The following is a 19661-nucleotide window of genomic DNA, read 5'->3' on the forward strand; positions in this document are numbered from 1 at the left end:
CAGCGCGGGCCTGGTGGCGCACACCGCTGCCGACGCCCAGTCACGAGTGAGAGATCTCGCCAGCGATCTGCAGTCCGGAGTCGACGCGGGGGAGTTCTCCCAGTCGGACGCGGACAGGGTGCTCGGGGACCTCTCGAGCTACATCAAGGGCGAACGCACCTGGCCCGAACGCTCCGTCGCCTGACCTGAGACGCGGACTGTCTCCGCGCTCGCTCGTAACCGGCACCCGCCTCGGCGAAGCTGAGCAATGCTGCTCGGCGAACCTCACATCGGACTCATCAGAACACGTCCGGCAAAGAGACTAGACTTGCTGACGAGTAAACAGAGACGATGAAAGGCAGGGAATGACGGAGTCCTCCGCAATCACCCCCGAGCAGGTCGAGCATTTGGCTTCGCTGTCTCGGATCGCCATGGGCGAAGACGAGCTGAAGTCGCTCGCCGGTGACCTGAGCACCATTTTGAGCAATGTCGCCAGGGTCAACGAAGTGGCCGGCGACGACGTACCGGCGACCAGCCACCCGATCGCATTGTCGAACGTGCTGCGCCCCGATGTCGTGGGTGAGACCCTGACCAGCGAGCAGGCTCTGGCCTCGGCCCCGGCCGCGGCCGACGACAAATTCCTCGTCCCGCAGATCCTCGGGGAGGAGTGATGAGCGAACTGACGCACAAGAGCGCCCTCGAACTCGCCGCAGGTTTGAAATCCGGCGAGTTCTCCTCCGTCGAGGTGACCCAGGCCCACCTGGATCGCATCCACGCCACCGAAGCCGACTTCGGCTCATTCATCACCGTCACCGATGATCGGGCACTGGAGACAGCCACAGCGGTCGACGCCAAGCGCAGTGCCGGTGACGACGTCCACGCCCTGGCCGGAGTGCCCGTGGCGCTGAAGGACCTCGTCGTCACCGAGGGCGTGCGCACCACCGCCGCCTCGAAGATGCTCGAGAACTGGGTTCCACCCTACGAATCGACCGTGCACAACAAGGTCAAGGCCGCCGGACTCCCGGTCCTGGGCAAGACCAACCTCGACGAATTCGCCATGGGGTCGACGACCGAGCACTCGGCCTTCGGCACCACCCGCAACCCCTGGAACCTCGATCACGTGCCCGGCGGCTCCTCCGGCGGTGCCGCTGCGGCACTGGCCGGATATCAGGCCCCGCTGTCCGTCGGCACGGACACCGGCGGCTCGGTGCGACAGCCCGCCGCGTTCACCGGCACCGTCGGTGTGAAGCCGACCTACGGTTCGATCTCGCGCTTCGGCATCATCGCCATGGCCTCGAGCCTCGATCAGGTCGGCCCGATGGGCCGCAGCGTCGCCGATGCCGCGGCATTGCACGAACTGCTCGCCGGACACGACCCGCTCGACTCGACCTCGCTGCCGGACCCGGTGGCAGGCTTCGTCTCCGCGGCACAGACTTCGGACCTGAAGGGCAAGAAGCTCGGCGTCATCAAGCAGCTGCGCGGGGAAGGCTACCAGGACGGGGTCCGCGATGCGTTCTCCGCTGCCCTCGACGTGGCCGCCGCAGCGGGTGCCGAGATCGTCGAGGTCGACTGCCCGTCGATCTCCTACGCACTCGATGCCTACTACCTCATCATGCCCTCCGAGGTGTCCTCGAACCTGGCCCGCTACGACGGCATGCGTTACGGACTGCGGATCGAACCCGAATCAGGTCCGGTCACCGCAGAGACGGTCATGGCAGCCACCCGTGCGGCCGGCTTCGGCGATGAGGTCAAGCGCCGCATCATCCTCGGCACCTACGCCCTGTCGGCCGGTTACTACGATGCCTACTACGGTTCGGCACAGAAGATCCGCACCCTGGTGCAGAACGACTTCGCGAAGGCCTTCGAGTCCTGCGACGTCCTCGTCTCACCGACAGCACCGACGACGGCACTGAAATTCGGCGCCGAGGCGGCATCCGACCCGATGGCTCTCTACCTCGGCGACGTCGCGACGATCCCGGCCAACCTCGCCGGCATCCCCGGACTCTCGTTGCCCGCAGGATTGTCCGACGGACTGCCCGTCGGATTCCAGATCCTCGCCCCGGCACGAGAGGACGTAACGATGTACGAGGTGGCCGGCCCGCTCGAGGCCGCCTTGGAAGCCTCCGGGACTCGTGTGCTCGATACTCTCGCGGAAGGACTGACCACCAAGTGAAATACGAAGACGCGATCAGAAAATACGATCCGGTCATCGGCATCGAGGTCCACGTCGAATTGGGCACCGCGACCAAAATGTTCGACGCCGCTCCCAACACCTTCGGCGGCGGACCGAACACCAACATCACCCCCACCTCCCTGGGGCTGCCGGGCTCCCTTCCCGTCGTCAACGAGAAGGGCGTCGAATACGCGATCAAGATCGGCCTGGCACTGGGCTGCGAGATCGCAGAGACCTGCCGCTTCGCCCGGAAGAACTACTTCTACCCGGACGTGCCCAAGGACTTCCAGACCAGTCAGTCCGATGAACCCATCGCCTCGGAGGGCGCGGTCGAGGTCGAGCTCGGAGACGGAACGATGTTCACTATCCCCGTCGAACGCGCCCACATGGAGGAAGACGCCGGCAAGAACACGCATATCGGCGGCGCCACCGGACGCATCCACGGGGCCGACCATTCCCTGGTCGACTACAACCGTGCCGGTGTGCCGCTGGTCGAGATCGTGACCCACCCGATCACCGGGACAGGGGATCGGGCCGCCGAGGTGGCCTCCACCTATGTGCGCACCCTGCGTGACATCTTCCGCGCCGTCGATGTCTCAGAGGCACGCATGGAACAGGGCAACGTCCGTGCCGACGTCAACGTCTCACTGCGCGAGAGTCCGGACGCACCGCTGGGCATCCGCACGGAGACGAAGAACGTCAACTCCTTCCGCTCGATCGAGCGTGCGGTCCGCTACGAGATCGCGCGCCAGGCGACCCGACTCGAAGCCGGAGAGACGATCGTGCAGGAGACCCGTCACTTCCACGAAGGTACGGGGGAGACGTCTTCGGGACGCCCGAAGTCCGACGCCGACGACTACCGGTACTTCCCAGAGCCGGATCTCGTGCCCCTCGTGCCCAGCCGAGATTGGGTCGAGGAGCTGCGAGCGACCCTGCCCGAGCTGCCGGCCCAGAAGCGCCGTCGCCTGGCGGGTGTGTGGGAATTCTCCGATCTGGAGATGCGCGACATCGTCAACGCGGGTCTGCTCGAAGCCATTGAGGAGACCGTGACCGCCGGTGCGAAGCCCGCAGCGGCACGCAAATGGTGGACCGGTGAGGTGGCCAGGCTGGCCAACCAGAAGGACCGGAATCCTGCCGAGCTCGTCACACCGGCTCAGGTTGCTGCCCTGATCGGGCTGATCAACGACGGCAAGCTCAATGACAAGCTCGCCAAGGACGTCCTCACGGCCGTTGCCGACGGAGAAGGCGACCCCGCCGAGGTGATGAGTGCCCGTGGTCTCGAGATCGTCGAAGACACCGGAGCTCTCGAAGCGGCCGTGGATGAAGCGATCGCTGCGAACCCCGATGTGGTCGACAAGATCAAGGGCGGAAAGATGCAGGCCATCGGTGCCCTGATGGGACCGATCATGAAGGCCACCCGCGGTCAGGCCGATGCCGGAAAGGCCAAGGATCTGATCCTGGCCAAGATCAACGGCTGAGTGGCCGCTGGGCTGAGGTGAACAGAACTCAGCATTGATCCAGCCACACCCTCTAGACTTGGACACCAAAGAAGTTCGGAGGGTGTGGCTGTTCACATTCTCACGGGCCGGACGTCGACTTCGCCGGACGTGGAACCGGCGGACATCGGCGCGAGCGTGTCATCCGTGTGTGGAGGTGAGTGCGGTGTCCCAGTCGTGGAAGTCGTTGTGGAAGAGCGAATGCGGGAAAGCGATCCCGATCTATCGTGTCCTGGTGCCCGAAAGCGTCAACCAGGGCATCATGAAGGCCTGGAACGCTCGAGGGTATCGCTACACCGCTGGTGCCCCGAGCGCGATCATGCTCACCGGAGGGATGCGCCGGAACCTCTTCCGCTCCAGTGTCCTGTTCAAGGGCGGCACCGGCGCCGGCACCGCCGTCACAGCGGGCTTCGCGGCGCCCGGCGGTCTGGCGCTGGTGTCCGGTTTCGCCGATGCGGCACTGACCTTCGGGGCACTCGGCGGAGTCACCGCAGTGGGCACCGGAGTGTTCGCCGCAGTCACCGGTCCGAAGTACTTCCGTGATCCCAAACGCCTGAGCCGGAAGAACCGGCAGAAGGTGGGCCAGGCGCAGTGGATCACTCCGGCCTCACTGGGATTCCAACCGGGCCGCAAGGAAGGTCGCGACACCGACGAGCAGCGACTGTTCCACCTGGCGGTGGCCATCGCCAGGAAGATCGTGCGCACACGGGCCTGGACCCACCCGATCCTGCGTGATCACGTCTCACGTGTCGACCTCGATCACACCGTCGCTTCGATCGGCGTCCGGTTGACCGAACTGGTCCGGCTGCGTGAGGAGATTGAGAGCATCAGGGATGCCGGAACTGCGAAGTCGGTTGAGACATACCTGTCGAAACTCTCTGTGGCGTTCACATCGATGGCCAATCGTGTGCTGTCGATGCATGAGTACTATGAGCGACTCACCGAACTCGATCAGCAGCTCATGCTGCTTCACAATTCCGAACGTTCACGTGAACTCGGCGACAGAGTCCTCGACGTTCTGTCCCGGACAGCTGCCGATGACTCCGCGGACTGGCAGTTCAGGGAACTGCGGATCGACGCCGAATCGCAGTCATCGGTCATCTCCGGTCTCGTCGCAGAGCTCGACCAGACCGCGGACGACTTCGACGACTTCGACACACGCCTGGCGGCCGCCCAGGAATCGATTGACGCGCTGGAATCGTCGCCACCTGCTTCGAAGGACGACCGCAGCTTGGAGTGATCCGAGCACAGTCAGCAGCGCCGAATCGGTGGCGAAACGGTTGCGAACAAGTGCCGAATCAGCGCCGAGTCGGTGTGGGCTCAGTGACCGAAGGGATCGGGATCGACACCCGGCTTCCATGAGCGCCCGGGAACGTTGTACCCGTTGGCAGTCTGCTCCTTCTTCCACTTCTTCGACCAGCGCCTGTCGAGACGATCGACATAGAGCGTGCCCTGGAGATGGTCGTACTCGTGCTGCATGATGCGGGCGAACCATCCTTCGGCCGTCAGTGACACCGACTGGCCGGTTTCGTCGACCCCGTTGACCGTGACACGGTCGGCGCGCTTGAGCGGAAAGTCGAGGCTGGGCACCGAGAGGCATCCTTCGGTCTCATCATCGGGATCCGGATGGGTGTCGGGGACCTTCGAGGCGATGAGCAGCGGGTTGATGAAGGTGCCTCGTCTGCGGATTCCGGCATCGTCCTCGGCGTTGTAGACGAAGATGCGCTTTCCCACTCCGATCTGCGGAGCGGCGAGGCCCACACCGTTGCTGGCATCGAGCGTCTCATGCATATCGGAGACCAGACGTGCGAGCTCCTCGTCGAATTCGGTGATCTTCTCTGCACGCTGATGCAGCACGGGTTCGCCGTAGATGACGATGGAATGAATAGGCATGGGGACAATCGTATCGGCTTTGCCCACCGCGTTCCCTCCGAGGACGGCCTGCTCATCCGAGTCCGCTTCCGACGCTCCTTTCGCGTGGCACCTTCACGTCGCACTCGAGTCGACGACGAGTATGGCCACGGCCACCTCGGCGTCTCAGATTCGCACCTTCACAGTGGGGTCGAAAGCCGACAGCGGGGCCGAAATGCCGGCAACGAGGGACGCGGCACCGATATTCGCGCCCGTGATTGTTCAGCGGTTCGCCTGCCTGAGTCTTCCGATTCCGCCGTCAGATGCGGCTGGTTCATTGCTGATGGCTTGCGTCGGCTTCATATTTCGCCGGAAGCGAACATGGATTGTTGAGCAACCGCGTGGGGAACATCCGCGAATGTCGCGTGGTTATGATGGAGATGAACCGTCTCGGTCCACGAGACGAGGTCAGCAGCTGAAGCCTTTGGCTGGTGGTGACGTGACATCTTCGTCACAGCCCTCGGTATCGGGCGAACAAATATGCGTGAAAGGACATGTCTTGACTATCTTCAACAATGTTTCCGAACTGGTCGGCCGCACCCCGTTGATTCGTGTGAATCAGGCGAGCGAACGCTCTGGCGCGGAGATCGTCGCCAAGCTCGAGTCGTACAATCCCGCGAACTCGGTCAAGGACCGCATCGGTGTCGCAATGATCGACGCCGCCGAAGCCTCGGGCGACCTCAAGTCGGGCGGAACGATCGTCGAAGCGACCTCCGGCAACACCGGCATCGCGTTGGCGATGGTGGGCACCTCGCGTGGATACAAGGTTCTGCTGACCATGCCGGAATCGATGTCGAAGGAACGTCGTGCACTTCTGCGCGCCTTCGGTGCCGAGCTCGTCCTCACCGATAAGGCCCAGGGTATGAAGGGCGCTGTCGACAAGGCCGAAGAGCTTGCCGCCGAGGGTGCAGTCCTGGTCCGTCAGTTCGAGAACCAGGCCAACGCTGATATCCACCGCAGCACCACCGGCCCCGAGATCCTCGCCGACACCGACGGCAAGGTCGACATCTTCGTCTCGGGCATCGGCACCGGCGGAACCATCACGGGAGCCGGAGCAGCCCTGCGTGAGGCCAACCCGGACGTCAAGATCGTCGCCGTCGAGCCCGCAGCCTCCCCGCTGCTTTCCGGTGGAGACGCCGGCCCGCACAAGATCCAGGGACTCGGTGCCAACTTCGTCCCCGGCGTGCTCAACACCAAGATCTACGATGAGGTCATCACCATCGAGAACGAGGAATCCTTCACCCGCGCCCGCGAGGTCGCGAAGGAAGAGGGGCTGCTCGTCGGAATCTCGTCCGGTGCCGCGCTCATCGCCGCCGAGCAGCTGGGCGCACGCCCGGAGAACGCCGGCAAGCGCATCGTCGTCATTCTGCCCGACTTCGGTGAGCGCTACCTGACCACCCCGCTGTTCGAAGAGTACATGGACTGATCAGAAGAACTTCGACTGAGCACTGCCTGAGGCAGGGCCCAGTTCTGCGGTGAGGGCGTCAAGCATGTGTTTGGCGCCCTCGCGGCATTGGGGATTGACGATGACGAGCATGAAGGAATATTGAGATGAAGGCACTGTGGACTGTGGCGGCTGCGGCGATCGGCGCAGCCGCCTATGGGCTGAGTCGACCCGGGGTGCGCGCGACACTGCGCGAGGACCTCGATACCGTTCGCCGGCGCGACCCCGCGGCCACCAACGATTTCGTCTCGCTGGTCTCCTATCCGGGCATGCATGCGATCTGGGCCCACCGCGGCCTGCACCGCCTGTGGCGCAACGACACCGCAAAGGTGCCGGCCAGGCTGCTGTCGCAGGCCGTGCGGACCCTGACCGGCGTCGAGATCCATCCCGGTGCACAGATCGGGCGACGATTCTTCATCGACCACGCCAACGGAGTCGTCATCGGCGAAACATCGGAGATCGGCGACGACGTCATGCTCTACCACCAGGTCACCCTGGGCGGGACGTCGATGGAGCAGGCGAAGCGCCACCCGACCATCGGCAACCATGTCCTCGTCGGCGCCGGTGCGAAGATCCTCGGACCGGTCGTGGTGGGCGACAACTCCTCGGTGGGTGCCAATGCGGTCGTCGTCAAAGACGTCGCCTCCGACTCGAGCGCAGTCGGAATCCCGGCAAAAGTCAGGCCGTATAGGAAGCTCGCCGACGCCGAGGCGGGCGGGTCGAAGGCCGATGACACGCGGTCCAAGGACGCCGACTTCGAGCTGATCGACCCAGCCATCTGGATCTGAGCAGAACCGGCATCCGGATCTGACCGGACCGTCCGTCTGAGTCCGACTGTTCCGAAGACATCATTCGCCGGGTTTGCCGAGCTGACGTCCCTGAGGGGATCTCGACTTGGCAGGCCCGGCTTTTGTGTTGCCGCCACAGCCCTCATCGGGTCTGGGGGCTGCCCCAAGACTGCTCGGGAATACTTCCCATCCACTGTCTGTTAAACTTTCAACTAGTTACTTCAAAACTGAAGCTATTCGGTTCGATGAGGGCTCGCGAGCGACGAGCAGAAGGAGCAGACATGGAATTGGGAATCTTCACCATTGGAGACGTCACCACTGATCCCACCAATGGCACCACAGTGTCTGAGAACCAGCGGATCAAGAACACGGTCGAGATCGCCAAGAAGGCCGAAGAGGTCGGCCTTGACGTCTTCGCCACCGGGCAGCACCACAACCCGCCGTTCGTCGCACCCGCGAACCCACCGGTCCTGCTCGCGAACATCGCGGCACAGACGGAGAGGCTGCGCCTGTCAACGGCCACCACCCTGATCACGACGACCGACCCGGTGCGCATCGCCGAGGACTACGCCTATGCTCAGCATCTCTCCGACGGGCGCATCAGCCTGGTCATGGGACGCGGCAACACCGGACCCGTCTACCCCTGGTTCGGCAAGGACATCCGCTCGGGCATCCCGCTGGCGGTCGAGAACTACAACCTGCTCTACCGTCTCTGGCGGGAGAAGAACCTCGACTGGGAAGGCAAGTTCCGCACGCCCCTCAACGGGTTCACCGTCACACCGACACCACTCGACGATGTCCCGCCCTTCGTGTGGCACGGATCGATCCGCAGCCCCGAAATCGCTGAGCAGGCCGCCTACTACGGTGACGGCTACTTCCACAACAACATCTTCTGGCCCATGTCGCACACCGCACGCATGGTCCAGCTCTACCGCCAGCGCTACGAATACTACGGACACGGAGCGGCGAACCAGGCGATCGTGGGACTCGGCGGTCAGGTGTTCATGCGCAAGAACTCGCAGGACGCCGTCAACGAGTTCCGCCCGTACTTCGACAACGCACCGGTCTACGGCCACGGGCCCAGCCTTGAGGACTTCTCGACGCAGACCCCGCTGACCGTCGGATCACCCCAGCAGGTCATCGAACGCACCCTGAGTTTCCGCGACTGGGCCGGGGACTACCAGCGTCAGCTCTTCCTCATCGACCATGCGGGACTGCCCCAGAAGACGGTGCTGGAACAGCTCGACCTCCTCGGCGAGGAAGTCGTCCCGGTCCTGCGGAAGGAATTCGCGAAGAATCGTCCCGCCGATGTCCCCGACGCACCGACTCACGAATCGCTCGTCCTTCGCCACCGCGAAGGCCGGGACCCCATCCCCGGCGGCGGACCCGGATCGCGTGCCTATGCCGACCGTCAGACCAAGGCCGCAGAGCAGAAAGACACCCAAGGAGCTGATCGCTGATGCGGATACTGAGCATCACGACCTCGCTGAGCGAGGACTCGACCACACTGAAACTGGCGAACAAGATCACCGCGGCGGCCACCTCGGCGGCAGACGATGCGGGCCTGAGCCCGGAGACCGAAAGCGTCAACGTGCGGAACCTGAGCTCGGACCTCACAGATATGGCCCTGACCGGGTTCCGCTCGGAGAACCTCGAGGCGGCATTCGCGCAAGTCGCCGAGGCGGACGTGATCGTCACCGTCGCACCCGTGTACAAGGTTGCGCCGGTGGGACTGCACACCCTGTTCTGGCAGCTCATCGACGAGAAGGCACTGGCGAACAAGCCCGTGCTCATCGGCTCCACCGGCGGCACACCGCGGCACTCGCTGGCAGGAGAGACCGTGCTGCGCCCGATGCTGTCCTACCTCAAGGGCATCGTCGTGCCGACGACGGTCTTCGCTGCCACCGATGACTGGGGCAGCGTCGAGGGCGGCCGCAGCCTGGGCGCCCGGATCGCTCAGGCCAGCGCCGAGCTGATCGGATTGGCGGCGAGCCTGAACAGTGTCGCAGCTGCTCCGCATGCGGGGGCCGAAGCCTCGTCCGCGACGACCGGTGAGTTCGGCCGTGCTGGGACGCGGAGAAATCCGAGCATCGATGATGAGTTCAATCCCGAGTTCATCACCCCGTTCGCTCAGCTTCTCGAGGGCTGACGATGGTTGAGATCAAGCTCGGAATCGGTCGTGACGCCCTGGCGCAGAGGTCGTGGCGGGTGTACTTCGAGACCTCTCAGCGCATCAGACAGAACCTCGAGGGAAACCTCAAGAACCGTGCAGGGCTGACCGTCAGCGACTACAACACGCTGCTGCTGCTGTGGGAGGAGCCGACCCACACGCTGACGATGAGCGTGCTGGCCAGGAAGCTGGTGTTCTCACCGTCACGGCTGAACTATCGGATCAAGGTGCTCGAAGACGCCGGTCTGGTGACGAAGACGGAATGCGCGGACGACAAACGGGCGCACAACGTCGGCCTCACCGAGGCTGGGGCCCAGGCCTTCCTCAACGCGGGGCGCCAGCACCGGGAGAACATCGACGAGGTCTTCCTCTCCCATGTCGACGATGACGAGCTCGAGGTCATCGAGGCAGTGTTCGCACGGATCGGCAAGGCCCTGCCGGAGTAGACCTGCCGGGGTCGGCCAGCCAGATCGAACCTGCCCGAATGGCTCGGCTCGTGGGACAATGTGTCTATGTCGATCAAGACCATTGCCTTTCCAGACTCTGAACTCCGCAACCGCGTCATCGCCCGGATTCCGGCGCACCAGCGCGCCAACGTCGACCTGGTCGTCTACTCGGACGCCGATAAGTCGGCGAAGCTCAGCCGCGACGACGTCGACGTCGTCGTGCTCCCGTACCTCAACTCGGGGCCGACCATCGAACTGCTCGACGAGCTGCCGAATCTGGGGCTGGTCATCACCCAGACCACCGGCTACGATCCCGTCGCGCACCTGCCGGAGCGTGGAATCCAAGTCGCGACCGCCTCGGGCGTGCACACCGGCGGCACGGCCGAACTCGCCCTGGCCCTGACTCTGGCGAGCCTGCGCGGCATCGACGATGCCGTTCGCGCGCAGGGCGCGAGGATCTGGAACCACAAGCGCAACCGCTCCCTGCAGGACCGCCGCGTCATGATCATCGGCGCCGGCGAGATCGGCTCCGCGATCGCCGATCGGTTCGAACCCTTCGAGGTCGACCTCACGCGGGTCGCGACCACCGCACGCGAAGACGACCGCGGCCAGATCCACAGCGTCGATGAACTGCCGACGCTCCTACCCCACACCGAGGTGGTCGTCCTCATCACGCCGCTGACCGAGGCGACGAACAAGCTCGTCGACAAGGACTTCCTCGCCCGGCTGCCCGACAACGCACTCATCGTCAACGTCGCCCGCGGCAAGGTCGTCGACACCGACGCGCTGGTGGCCGAACTGAGCACCGGGCGCCTGCATGCCGCCCTCGACGTCATGGACCCCGAACCGCTGCCGGAGAATCACCCGCTGTGGGGGAGTCCGAACACTCTCATCACACCCCATGAGGGAGGCGACACCTCGGCGTTCGAGCCTCGGGTGGTGCAGATTCTGGCCGAGCAGGTGCGCCGCCTCAACGACGGCGAACAACCGCTCAACCTCGTCTCGGGGGAGTGACCTGACCCTGCTTCACAGAGTGACCTGACCCCGCGCCACTGAATGAACTGAGCGCATTCGGGCGAACTGTTCAAAACAAGTTCCAACATGCGAGAACTTGGCCTATGCAGTGTGGACTCCGGCGTAGAGTGCCTGCATGAGCATTGATACGAACACCACCTCTCCGGACATCAAACCCCGCTCCCGCGATGTGACCGATGGCCTCGAGGCCACTGCCGCCCGCGGCATGCTGAGGGCCGTCGGCATGGGCGATGACGACTGGGTCAAACCACAGATCGCCATCGCGACCTCGTGGAACGAGATCACCCCGTGCAATATGTCACTTCAGCGCCTCGGCGGAGCCGCCAAGGAAGGCGTCCACGAATCAGGCGGATTCCCACTCGAATTCGGCACCATCTCGGTCTCCGACGGCATCTCCATGGGCCACGAGGGCATGCACTACTCTCTGGTCTCGCGCGAAGTCATCACCGACTCCGTTGAGACCGTGATGAGCGCGGAACGCCTCGACGGCTCGATCCTCATGGCCGGCTGTGACAAGTCGATCCCGGGCATGCTCATGGCATCGGCCCGACTCGGCCTCTCCAGCGTCTTCCTCTACAACGGTTCGATCATGCCGGGCACCGCGAAGATGTCTGACGGGTCCGAGAAGGAAGTCACCCTCATCGACGCCTTCGAGGCCGTCGGCGCCTGCCGCGCTGGAACGATCACCCAGGGCGACGTCGACGCCATCGAACGCGCCGTCTGCCCAGGTGAAGGTGCCTGTGGTGGCATGTATACCGCCAACACCATGGCCTCGGCCGCCGAGGCCATGGGCATGTCCCTGCCAGGTTCGGCCGCACCACCGGCCATCCACCGGGACCGCACGATGTTCGCCCGCAAATCCGGTGACGCCGTCGTCAACCTGCTGCGTCAGGGAATCACGACGAAGGACATCATCACGAAGGAATCGCTGCACAACGCGATCGCCGTGGTCATGGCCTTCGGCGGCTCGACCAACGCAGTCCTCCATCTGCTGGCCATCGCCCACGAAGCCGGAGTCGAACTCGCGCTCGACGACTTCAACCGCATCGGTGACAAGGTCCCGCACCTGGGCAACGTCAAGCCCTTCGGTCAGTACGTGATGAACGATGTGTTCAAGATCGGCGGCGTGCCCGTGGTGATGAAGGCTCTGCTCGACGCGGGGCTGCTCAACGGCGACTGCATGACCGTGACCGGCAAGACCGTGGCAGAGAACCTCGAGAGCATCAATCCGCCGGATCCCGACGGCAAGATCCTGCGTGCGCTCAACAATCCGATCCACGCCACAGGCGGTCTCACCGTGCTCCAGGGGTCGATGGCTCCCGAAGGCGCAGTCGTGAAGTCCGCCGGCTTCGACGCCGACATCTTCGAGGGCACCGCACGCGTCTTCGACCGGGAGCAGCCGGCCATGGATGCCGTGCTGGGCGGTGAGCTGAAGAAGGGCGACGTCGTCGTCATTCGCTATGAAGGACCCAAGGGCGGCCCCGGCATGCGCGAGATGTTGGCCATCACCGGCGCCATCAAGGGTGCAGGAATCGGCAAGGACGTCCTGCTCATCACCGACGGACGCTTCTCGGGCGGATCCACAGGTCTGTGCATCGGACACGTGGCACCCGAGGCCGTCGACGGCGGTCCGATCGCATTCGTCGAGGACGGCGACAAGATCACCGTCGACATCGCTGCGCGATCGATCGAGCTCCACGTCGACGATGCGGTCCTCGCCGAACGTCGCAAGACCTGGACGCTGCCGGAGAACCACCGCCTGACCGGGGTCCTCGGAAAGTACGCGAAGCTCGTGCAGTCGGCCTCCACCGGAGCCGTCTGCTTCTGAGCAGGAATCACCCGATGACCTGATCATCGAATAGCCTCCCCGCCGCTGAGCGGGGGAGCGATCCATCGCCGAGGCGGTGCGGACCAGCGTCCGCACCGCTTCGGCTCTTCTGTGGCCGAGTTGGCCGAAGGAAAGTGTGCGGTCGATCGCAATCAAGCGCTCAAGCGCTCGAAGGGGTCAATGAGCCCCGCATGTTACCCAAATGTAACCCCGGCGTGTCGCCCGAGAATCTGCGGTACAAGCAGGGGAGGCAAAAGAAATTGCGCAAGGCTCTTTGTGCGGAGCATCACATCTGTATACAGTACAACTTACGTTCAGTTGTTTGTGATGATTCATTGAGGATCCGAACAAAGTCGCTGAACTGACAGCACTTTCGCGCAAAGGAATTTTGATTGCAGATGACTCGTAAACCCCTCGAGATTCGCAAAGAGATCTATTCGCTCATCCCCGGGCCGATGCACCATTCAGAGAAGAATCACGGAAGTCGTCGCGTCGCAGCCATTTAGGTCTCGGCATGGGCAAATACGTTCTTCGACGATTCGTCAACTATTTCATCCTCGCGTTCATCGCCACGGTGACCGCTTACATCACCTCCAGTGCTTTCATGGATCCGGCAGCCCGCTATCGAGGGCAGAATCCGCCGCTGTCCGACGCGTCGATCAAGTCCATCCTTAACGGGCACGGGACCAATCCGGATGTGCCGATCCTCGAGCGCACGTGGACCTGGCTGACGAATATCTTCCTTCACGGGGACTTCAGCACGACGGTCCACAACAATCCGGTCTTCCAGGAGATCATGACCCGTGCCAGTGTGAGCCTCAAGCTTCTGCTCATCGGTTCCATCCTGGGAGCCATTCTGGGTGTCATCCTCGGTGTCTGGGGGGCGGTCAAGCAATACAAAGCCTCCGACCAGACCGTGACATATGCGTCCTATCTGATCATCGCCACGCCGACATTTGTCATCGGTGTGGTGTTAATGATCATCGCCACCGGATTCAACCGTCTGATCGGCACAAGCCTGATTCGGTTCTCCGGTGAATACACGGCCGACATACCGCCGGGATTCTTCCCGTGGTTCACCGATCAGCTCTCACATATGCTGCTGCCGACATTGGCATTGGTGCTGATGGGCGCCGCGACCTATTCGCGCTATCAGCGCTCGGTGATGCTCGACGTGCTGGCCTCCGACTTCATCCGCACCGCGCGGTCGAAGGGCCGCACCCGCAAGACCGCATTGGTCAAGCACGGCGTGCGGGTGGCGCTCATCCCGATGTCGACCTACTTCGCCTACGCCTTCGGCACACTCGTCGCGGGATCGGCGATGCTCGAGGTGGTGTTCTCCTGGCACGGCATGGGGGAGTTCACCATCAACTCGATCCTGCAGTCCGATATCAACGCTGCTGCCGGTTCCGTCCTTTTCATCGCAGTGCTGACTCTGATCTCCTCGACCCTGTCGGAGGTCCTCTACGCTGCCCTCGACCCGAGAGTGAGGATCTGACATGGCGACCGAAATTCCGATCTCCACGACTCCCGACACCGAGGTTGTGCCTCCTCGTTCGAAGCCCACGTCCCGTCTCACCCTGATCTGGCGCCGACTGCGGTCGACCCCTCGCTTCTGGGTCGGTGGAATCATGTTGGGGTTCTTCGTCCTGTTCGCGGTCTTCGGCAACACGATCAACATCTATTCGCCCACTGATCAGGACATCTACGCGCTCAACGAAGCACCGAACGCCCAGCACTGGTTCGGCACGAACACCATCGGGCAGGACATATACGCTCAAACCGTGGCCGGATTGCAGAAGTCCCTGCTCATCGGCATCATCGCCGGACCCTCGGCGAGTCTTCTGGCCGCGATCATCGGCTCGACAGCGGGATACTTCGGCGGTCGCATCGAGGTCGTCATCGTGTGGTTCATCAACCTGCTGCTCGTGTTGCCCGCGTTCTTCATCCTCGTCCTCCTGGCCCCGATGCTGCGTCAGCTCTCGTGGATGGCGATCGTCGTCTTCCTCGCCCTGTTCGGCTGGATGATCATGGCACAGGTCGTGAGGAACCAGACGAAGGCCATCAAAGACCGTGACTTCGTCAAGGCGGCACGGTACATGGGTGTCTCCACCCCACGGATACTGAGCCGACACATCATCCCGAACGTCGCGTCGATTCTCATCGTCGATGCCACCTTGGGAGTGGTCTCCGCGATCCTGACCGAAACCTCGCTGAGCTACTTCAACCTCGGAATCCAGAAGCCCGATGTCTCCATCGGCACGCTCCTGGCCGAAGGATCCGGGGCGGCTGTGACCCGCCCGTGGCTCTTCGTCTTTCCCGCAGGCGTCCTCGTACTCATGCTCTTCGCCATCAGCCTGATGGCCGATGCACTCCGCGACGCCATCGATCCCACCTCAGGAGCCAATCGTGACTGAGACTCTCAGCACCAACCAGTCCACCCCACCCGCGCCGGCCCCGATCCTCGAAGTCAGAGACCTGACCGTCACGTTCCCGAATCCCAAGGGCGATGTGAAGGCCGTTCGTGGCGTCGACTACGAAGTCATGCCCGGCGAGTTCCTGGGCATCGTCGGCGAATCCGGATCCGGCAAGTCAGTTTCGTCCATGGCCGTGATGGGTCTGCTTCCCAGCAACGCCCAGATCGACGGCTCGATCAAGTACCGTGGGCGATCCCTGCTGGACATGGACGATCATGAGATGTCGAAGCTGCGTGGCTCCGAGATCGCCATGGTGTTCCAAGACCCGCTGTCGGCACTGACCCCGGTCTATACGATCGGCGAACAGATCTCCGAGGGACTCCTTCTCCACGACGAAGCGATGTCGAAGGAGGCCGCACACGAACGCGCGATCGAGCTGCTGCGGGTCGTTGGCATTCCCGGTCCCGAACGTCGGGTCAGAGCGTATCCGCACGAGTTCTCCGGCGGTATGCGCCAGCGTGCCATGATCGCCATCGCGATCGCCAACGATCCGGACCTCATCATCGCCGACGAGCCGACCACCGCGCTCGATGTCACGATCCAGGCCCAGATCCTCGACGTTCTGCAGAAAGCACGCGAGATCACCGGAGCCGCCATCGTGCTCATCACGCACGACCTCGGTGTAGTCGCGGGTCACGCGGATCGCATCGCGGTCATGTACGCGGGTCGACTCGTCGAGACCGGGCCCGTCGAGCAGGTCTTCGCCCGTCCGCAGATGCCCTACACGACGGGGCTTCTGCGCTCGGTGCCGAACCTGGCGACGGCTGGAACCCAGCGGCTGGTGCCGTTGGAGGGCAAACCGCCGTCGCTGTCGAACATGGTCCCGGGCTGCCCCTTCGCCCCGCGCTGCCCGATCGCCATCGACACGTGCCGCGAGGTCGAACCCGAACTCATCGGGCACGGAACACCAGGCGTGGCCGCCGCCTGCCACCGGGCCGATGAGATCGCCTCGGGGGACCTGACCGCCGGCAGCATCTTCCCCCGGCCAGAACCCGTAGAAAAACGGGTCAAGGACGACGCAGCCGACAGGATCCTCGAAGTCACCGGCCTGCAGAAGCATTTCCCCCTGCTCAAAGGTGCCGTCTTCAAACGACAGATCGGAACCGTGCGAGCAGTCGACGGCATCGACCTCGAGATCAGAGAGGGACAGACCCTCGGACTGGTCGGAGAGTCAGGCTGCGGCAAGTCGACGACCATCGGCGAGGTTCTCGAGATGGTGGCACCCCAGAAGGGCAAGATCGTCATCAACGGAGTCGACGTGTCCGAGCTGTCCAAACGAGATCGTTTGGCCATGCGAAAGGATGTCCAGGTCGTGTTCCAGGACCCGATGGCCGCGATCGATCCACGGCTGCCGGTCGGCGAGGTGATCGCGGAGCCACTGACGGTCCACAAGGTCCCGACCAAGGAGCGCAATGACACAGTCGCCGAGATGCTCGAACTGGTGGGCCTCGACGCGAACATGGCAGATCGGTACCCGCACGAGTTCTCCGGCGGCCAGCGTCAGCGCATCGGCATCGCCCGGGCGCTCGTGACGAACCCGAAGCTGCTCGTCCTCGACGAGCCCGTCTCCGCCCTCGACGTGTCCGTGCAGGCCGGTGTCATCAACCTGCTCGAAGATCTGCGCGACTCACTCGGACTGTCCTATCTCTTCGTCGCCCATGACCTGGCAGTCGTAAGGCAGATCGCCGATCACGTCGCGGTGATGTACTTGGGGCGAATCGTCGAATTCGGCGCCTCCGAAGATCTCTACGACAACCCGCAGCACCCGTACACCCGGGCGCTGATGTCAGCGATCCCTGTACCCGATCCCGCCGTTGAGAAATCACGCGAGAGGGTGCTCCTCTCGGGTGACCTCCCGAGCCCGACCGACGAGATTTCAGGGTGTCGCTTCCGCACCAGATGTCCGCTCTTCTTGCTGCTGCCCGAAACCGACCAGGACAGATGCGCACGCGACGATCCCCAACCTCGGCGGGCGGAGTCCAACCTGGTGGCTTGCCACTTCTCCGAACGGATCCACGAGCTCGAACACTCGAGCTGACCGGTCCCGACACCGAGCCCACCGACCGATCATCCCACCGACCCCACCCATCAACCACGTCTCAGAGAAGAGAAAAGAGGAACTCATGAAGATGAGGAACAAGGCGACAACGGTTGTCGCCGCGACCGCGGCATTGGGCCTCGCCCTCTCCGGATGCCAACAGGACAACAAGAACTCCGCGGGAGTCGACGCCGACAAGGCGAACGAGGAGATCGCGGGCCTGCCGTCCACCGACTATCAGAAGGCAGGCTACGACGAGATCGCCGATGGCGGGACTCTCACCTACCCGATGACGGAGATCCCAGCCAGCCTCAACTACTACCACGCCGACGGCGCGCACGTGGACAACAACAACCTCTACGGCACCTCACTGGGCGGACCGATCAAGATCAAGGCCGATGGCAGCTGGGAAGTCGACAAGAACTACGCCGAGAGCGTCGAGATCGCCAGCGAGGATCCCCTCGTCATCGACGTCAAACTCAACAAGGACGCCGTCTGGGAGGACGGCACCCCGATCGACGTCGAGGACTACAAAGCATTCTGGAAAACCCAGAACGGTGAGAACGAGAAATACCAAGTCGCCTCGACCAAGGGCTACGAGGACATCGAGAGCATCGAAGCCGGCGATGACAAATACAACGTCGAAGTGACGTTCAAGACCCCGAACATCGACTGGCCCAACTACATTGCTGCACCGGTTCCCAATGAGATCACGGAAGATCCCAAGGCGTTCAACAAGGACTACGTCAAGGACGTGCTGCCCTCGAACGGACCGTTCAAAGCCAAGAAGGTCGACAACAAAGCCGGCGTCATCACCATGGTCCAAAACGACAAGTGGTGGGGCCAGGAGCCCAAGCTGGACAAGGTCATCTTCAAGGTCGTTTCGCAGGCACAGCAGGCCCAGGCCTATGCGAACAAGGAGATCGACCTCGTCGACATCGGCACCGACGGAGACTCATATGAGACTGCCGGAAAGCGCGAAGACGGCGAAATCTACAAGTCGCAGGGCATGCAGTGGACCCACGTGACGCTGAATGCGGAGAAGGGTGCGCTCAAAGAGCAGGAAGTCCGCGACGCAATCGGTCATGCGATCAACCGTGAGGCCATCGCCCAGGCAGCCATCGGCCCCGTCGAGGCACCGGTGACCCTGGTCAACAACGTCACCTTCATGCCGGGTCAGGACGGTTACCAGGACAATACGAATGGAAGCCTGGACTTCGATCCGGAAGCCGCGAAGAAGATCCTCGACGACGCGGGCTGGACCGAAGGAGACGATGGGGTGCGGGAGAAGGACGGCGAGAAGCTGACGTTCAATATCGTCGTTCCCGCCGACACCGCGTCCAACGCCCAGCGCGCGGAGCAGATCATGAAGGACCTCAACGAGATCGGCTTCAAGATCAAACTCGAGACCGTGCCGATTGCCGCGTACTTCGCCGATCACGTGCTCAACGGCAACTTCGACATGGCCACGTTCACCTGGGAGGGCACGGCCTTCCCGATCTCGTCGGGGTCGAACCTGTTCTACCCGGCCGACTCGGAGCAGAACCACTCGAAGATCTCCACCGACGCGATCGGTGAGAAGTTCAAGGCCGCAACGAAGACCCTCGACCCGGCCGAGTCGAAGAAGCTGGCGAACGAGGGCGATGCCGAAGTGCTCAAACTCAAGCCGCTGATCCCGTTCTACCCGACCCCTTACGTCTGGGGCGTCAAGGACGACATCATGAATCTCGGGCCGCGCCAGCTCGAAACACCCGATTGGACGAGCATCGGATTCAAGAAATGAACCTGATCATCGTCTGATTCGTCTGTGATCGTCACGATCACCCCCAGTCGCCGGTCCCGTGGGCTCACGTTCTCCCACGGGGCCGGCTCTTCT

General features: G+C 63.2%; 17 protein-coding genes. 16 read left to right on the plus strand and 1 reads right to left on the minus strand.

The features are described 5' to 3' along the window. The 5 genes from L0G76_RS06990 to L0G76_RS07010 form a co-directional block, all read left to right on the plus strand. A partial coding sequence (locus tag L0G76_RS06990; protein ID WP_304356574.1) for a hypothetical protein occupies positions 1-184 on the plus strand: 184 nt, incomplete at its 5' end. Positions 185-344: 160 nt separating this feature from the next. Continuing rightward, entirely contained in the window at positions 345-650 is a 306-nt protein-coding gene (gatC, locus tag L0G76_RS06995) for an Asp-tRNA(Asn)/Glu-tRNA(Gln) amidotransferase subunit GatC (protein ID WP_092107072.1), read from the plus strand. Continuing rightward, entirely contained in the window at positions 650-2152 is a 1503-nt protein-coding gene (gatA, locus tag L0G76_RS07000; protein ID WP_304356575.1) for an Asp-tRNA(Asn)/Glu-tRNA(Gln) amidotransferase subunit GatA, read from the plus strand. Before gatC ends, gatA begins: the two co-directional genes overlap by 1 nt. After that, on the plus strand, positions 2149-3630 hold the full coding sequence (gene gatB, locus L0G76_RS07005) for an Asp-tRNA(Asn)/Glu-tRNA(Gln) amidotransferase subunit GatB (protein WP_304356576.1): 1482 nt from the start codon (positions 2149-2151) through the stop codon (positions 3628-3630). The genes gatA and gatB overlap by 4 nt, the downstream gene beginning before the upstream one ends. A gap of 253 nt (positions 3631-3883) precedes the next feature. After that, on the plus strand, positions 3884-4888 hold the full coding sequence (locus L0G76_RS07010; RefSeq protein WP_304356577.1) for a hypothetical protein: 1005 nt from the start codon (positions 3884-3886) through the stop codon (positions 4886-4888). Positions 4889-4968: 80 nt separating this feature from the next. On the opposite strand, the gene def is transcribed toward L0G76_RS07010, so the two are convergent. Further along, positions 4969-5541: a peptide deformylase gene (gene def / locus L0G76_RS07015; protein WP_304356578.1), complete on the minus strand. Its 573-nt coding sequence runs from the start codon at positions 5539-5541 to the stop codon at positions 4969-4971. 517 nt (positions 5542-6058) lie between these two features. Here def and cysK point away from each other — a divergent pair. The 11 genes from cysK (at position 6059) to L0G76_RS07070 (ending at position 19568) form a co-directional block, all read left to right on the plus strand. Beyond that, on the plus strand, positions 6059-6985 hold the full coding sequence (cysK, locus tag L0G76_RS07020) for a cysteine synthase A (protein WP_304356579.1): 927 nt from the start codon (positions 6059-6061) through the stop codon (positions 6983-6985). A 125-nt stretch (positions 6986-7110) separates the two neighbouring features. Further along, positions 7111-7791, plus strand: a complete 681-nt coding sequence (epsC, locus tag L0G76_RS07025; RefSeq protein WP_304356580.1) for a serine O-acetyltransferase EpsC — start codon at positions 7111-7113, stop codon at positions 7789-7791. 281 nt (positions 7792-8072) lie between these two features. Continuing rightward, positions 8073-9251 carry an LLM class flavin-dependent oxidoreductase gene (locus L0G76_RS07030; RefSeq protein WP_304356581.1) on the plus strand — a complete coding sequence of 393 codons (1179 nt, stop codon included), beginning with the start codon at positions 8073-8075 and terminating at the stop codon, positions 9249-9251. After that, on the plus strand, positions 9251-9940 hold the full coding sequence (locus tag L0G76_RS07035; protein ID WP_304356582.1) for an NAD(P)H-dependent oxidoreductase: 690 nt from the start codon (positions 9251-9253) through the stop codon (positions 9938-9940). Before L0G76_RS07030 ends, L0G76_RS07035 begins: the two co-directional genes overlap by 1 nt. A 2-nt stretch (positions 9941-9942) precedes the next feature. Continuing rightward, entirely contained in the window at positions 9943-10407 is a 465-nt protein-coding gene (locus L0G76_RS07040; protein ID WP_304356583.1) for a MarR family winged helix-turn-helix transcriptional regulator, read from the plus strand. A 66-nt stretch (positions 10408-10473) separates the two neighbouring features. Then, on the plus strand, positions 10474-11421 hold the full coding sequence (locus tag L0G76_RS07045; protein WP_304356584.1) for a 2-hydroxyacid dehydrogenase: 948 nt from the start codon (positions 10474-10476) through the stop codon (positions 11419-11421). A 136-nt stretch (positions 11422-11557) separates the two neighbouring features. Continuing rightward, complete coding sequence (gene ilvD / locus L0G76_RS07050; RefSeq protein ID WP_304356585.1) at positions 11558-13270, plus strand: dihydroxy-acid dehydratase; 1713 nt, start codon at positions 11558-11560, stop codon at positions 13268-13270. 514 nt (positions 13271-13784) lie between these two features. Further along, a complete protein-coding gene (locus L0G76_RS07055) occupies positions 13785-14768 on the plus strand; it encodes an ABC transporter permease (protein WP_304356586.1) in 984 nt (327 codons plus the stop codon). Between the two features lies 1 nt (position 14769). Next, positions 14770-15687, plus strand: coding sequence for an ABC transporter permease (locus L0G76_RS07060; RefSeq protein WP_304356587.1), 918 nt, complete (start codon positions 14770-14772; stop codon positions 15685-15687). Next, the gene (locus L0G76_RS07065) at positions 15680-17785 is read left to right on the plus strand and encodes an ABC transporter ATP-binding protein (protein WP_304356588.1); all 2106 of its coding nucleotides are present in this window, start codon (positions 15680-15682) and stop codon (positions 17783-17785) included. Before L0G76_RS07060 ends, L0G76_RS07065 begins: the two co-directional genes overlap by 8 nt. A gap of 85 nt (positions 17786-17870) precedes the next feature. Further along, positions 17871-19568, plus strand: a complete 1698-nt coding sequence (locus L0G76_RS07070) for an ABC transporter family substrate-binding protein (RefSeq protein WP_304356589.1) — start codon at positions 17871-17873, stop codon at positions 19566-19568. Positions 19569-19661 lie beyond the last annotated feature (93 nt).

Source organism: Brevibacterium picturae, from assembly GCF_030453725.1.
GTDB lineage: Bacteria > Actinomycetota > Actinomycetes > Actinomycetales > Brevibacteriaceae > Brevibacterium > Brevibacterium sandarakinum_A.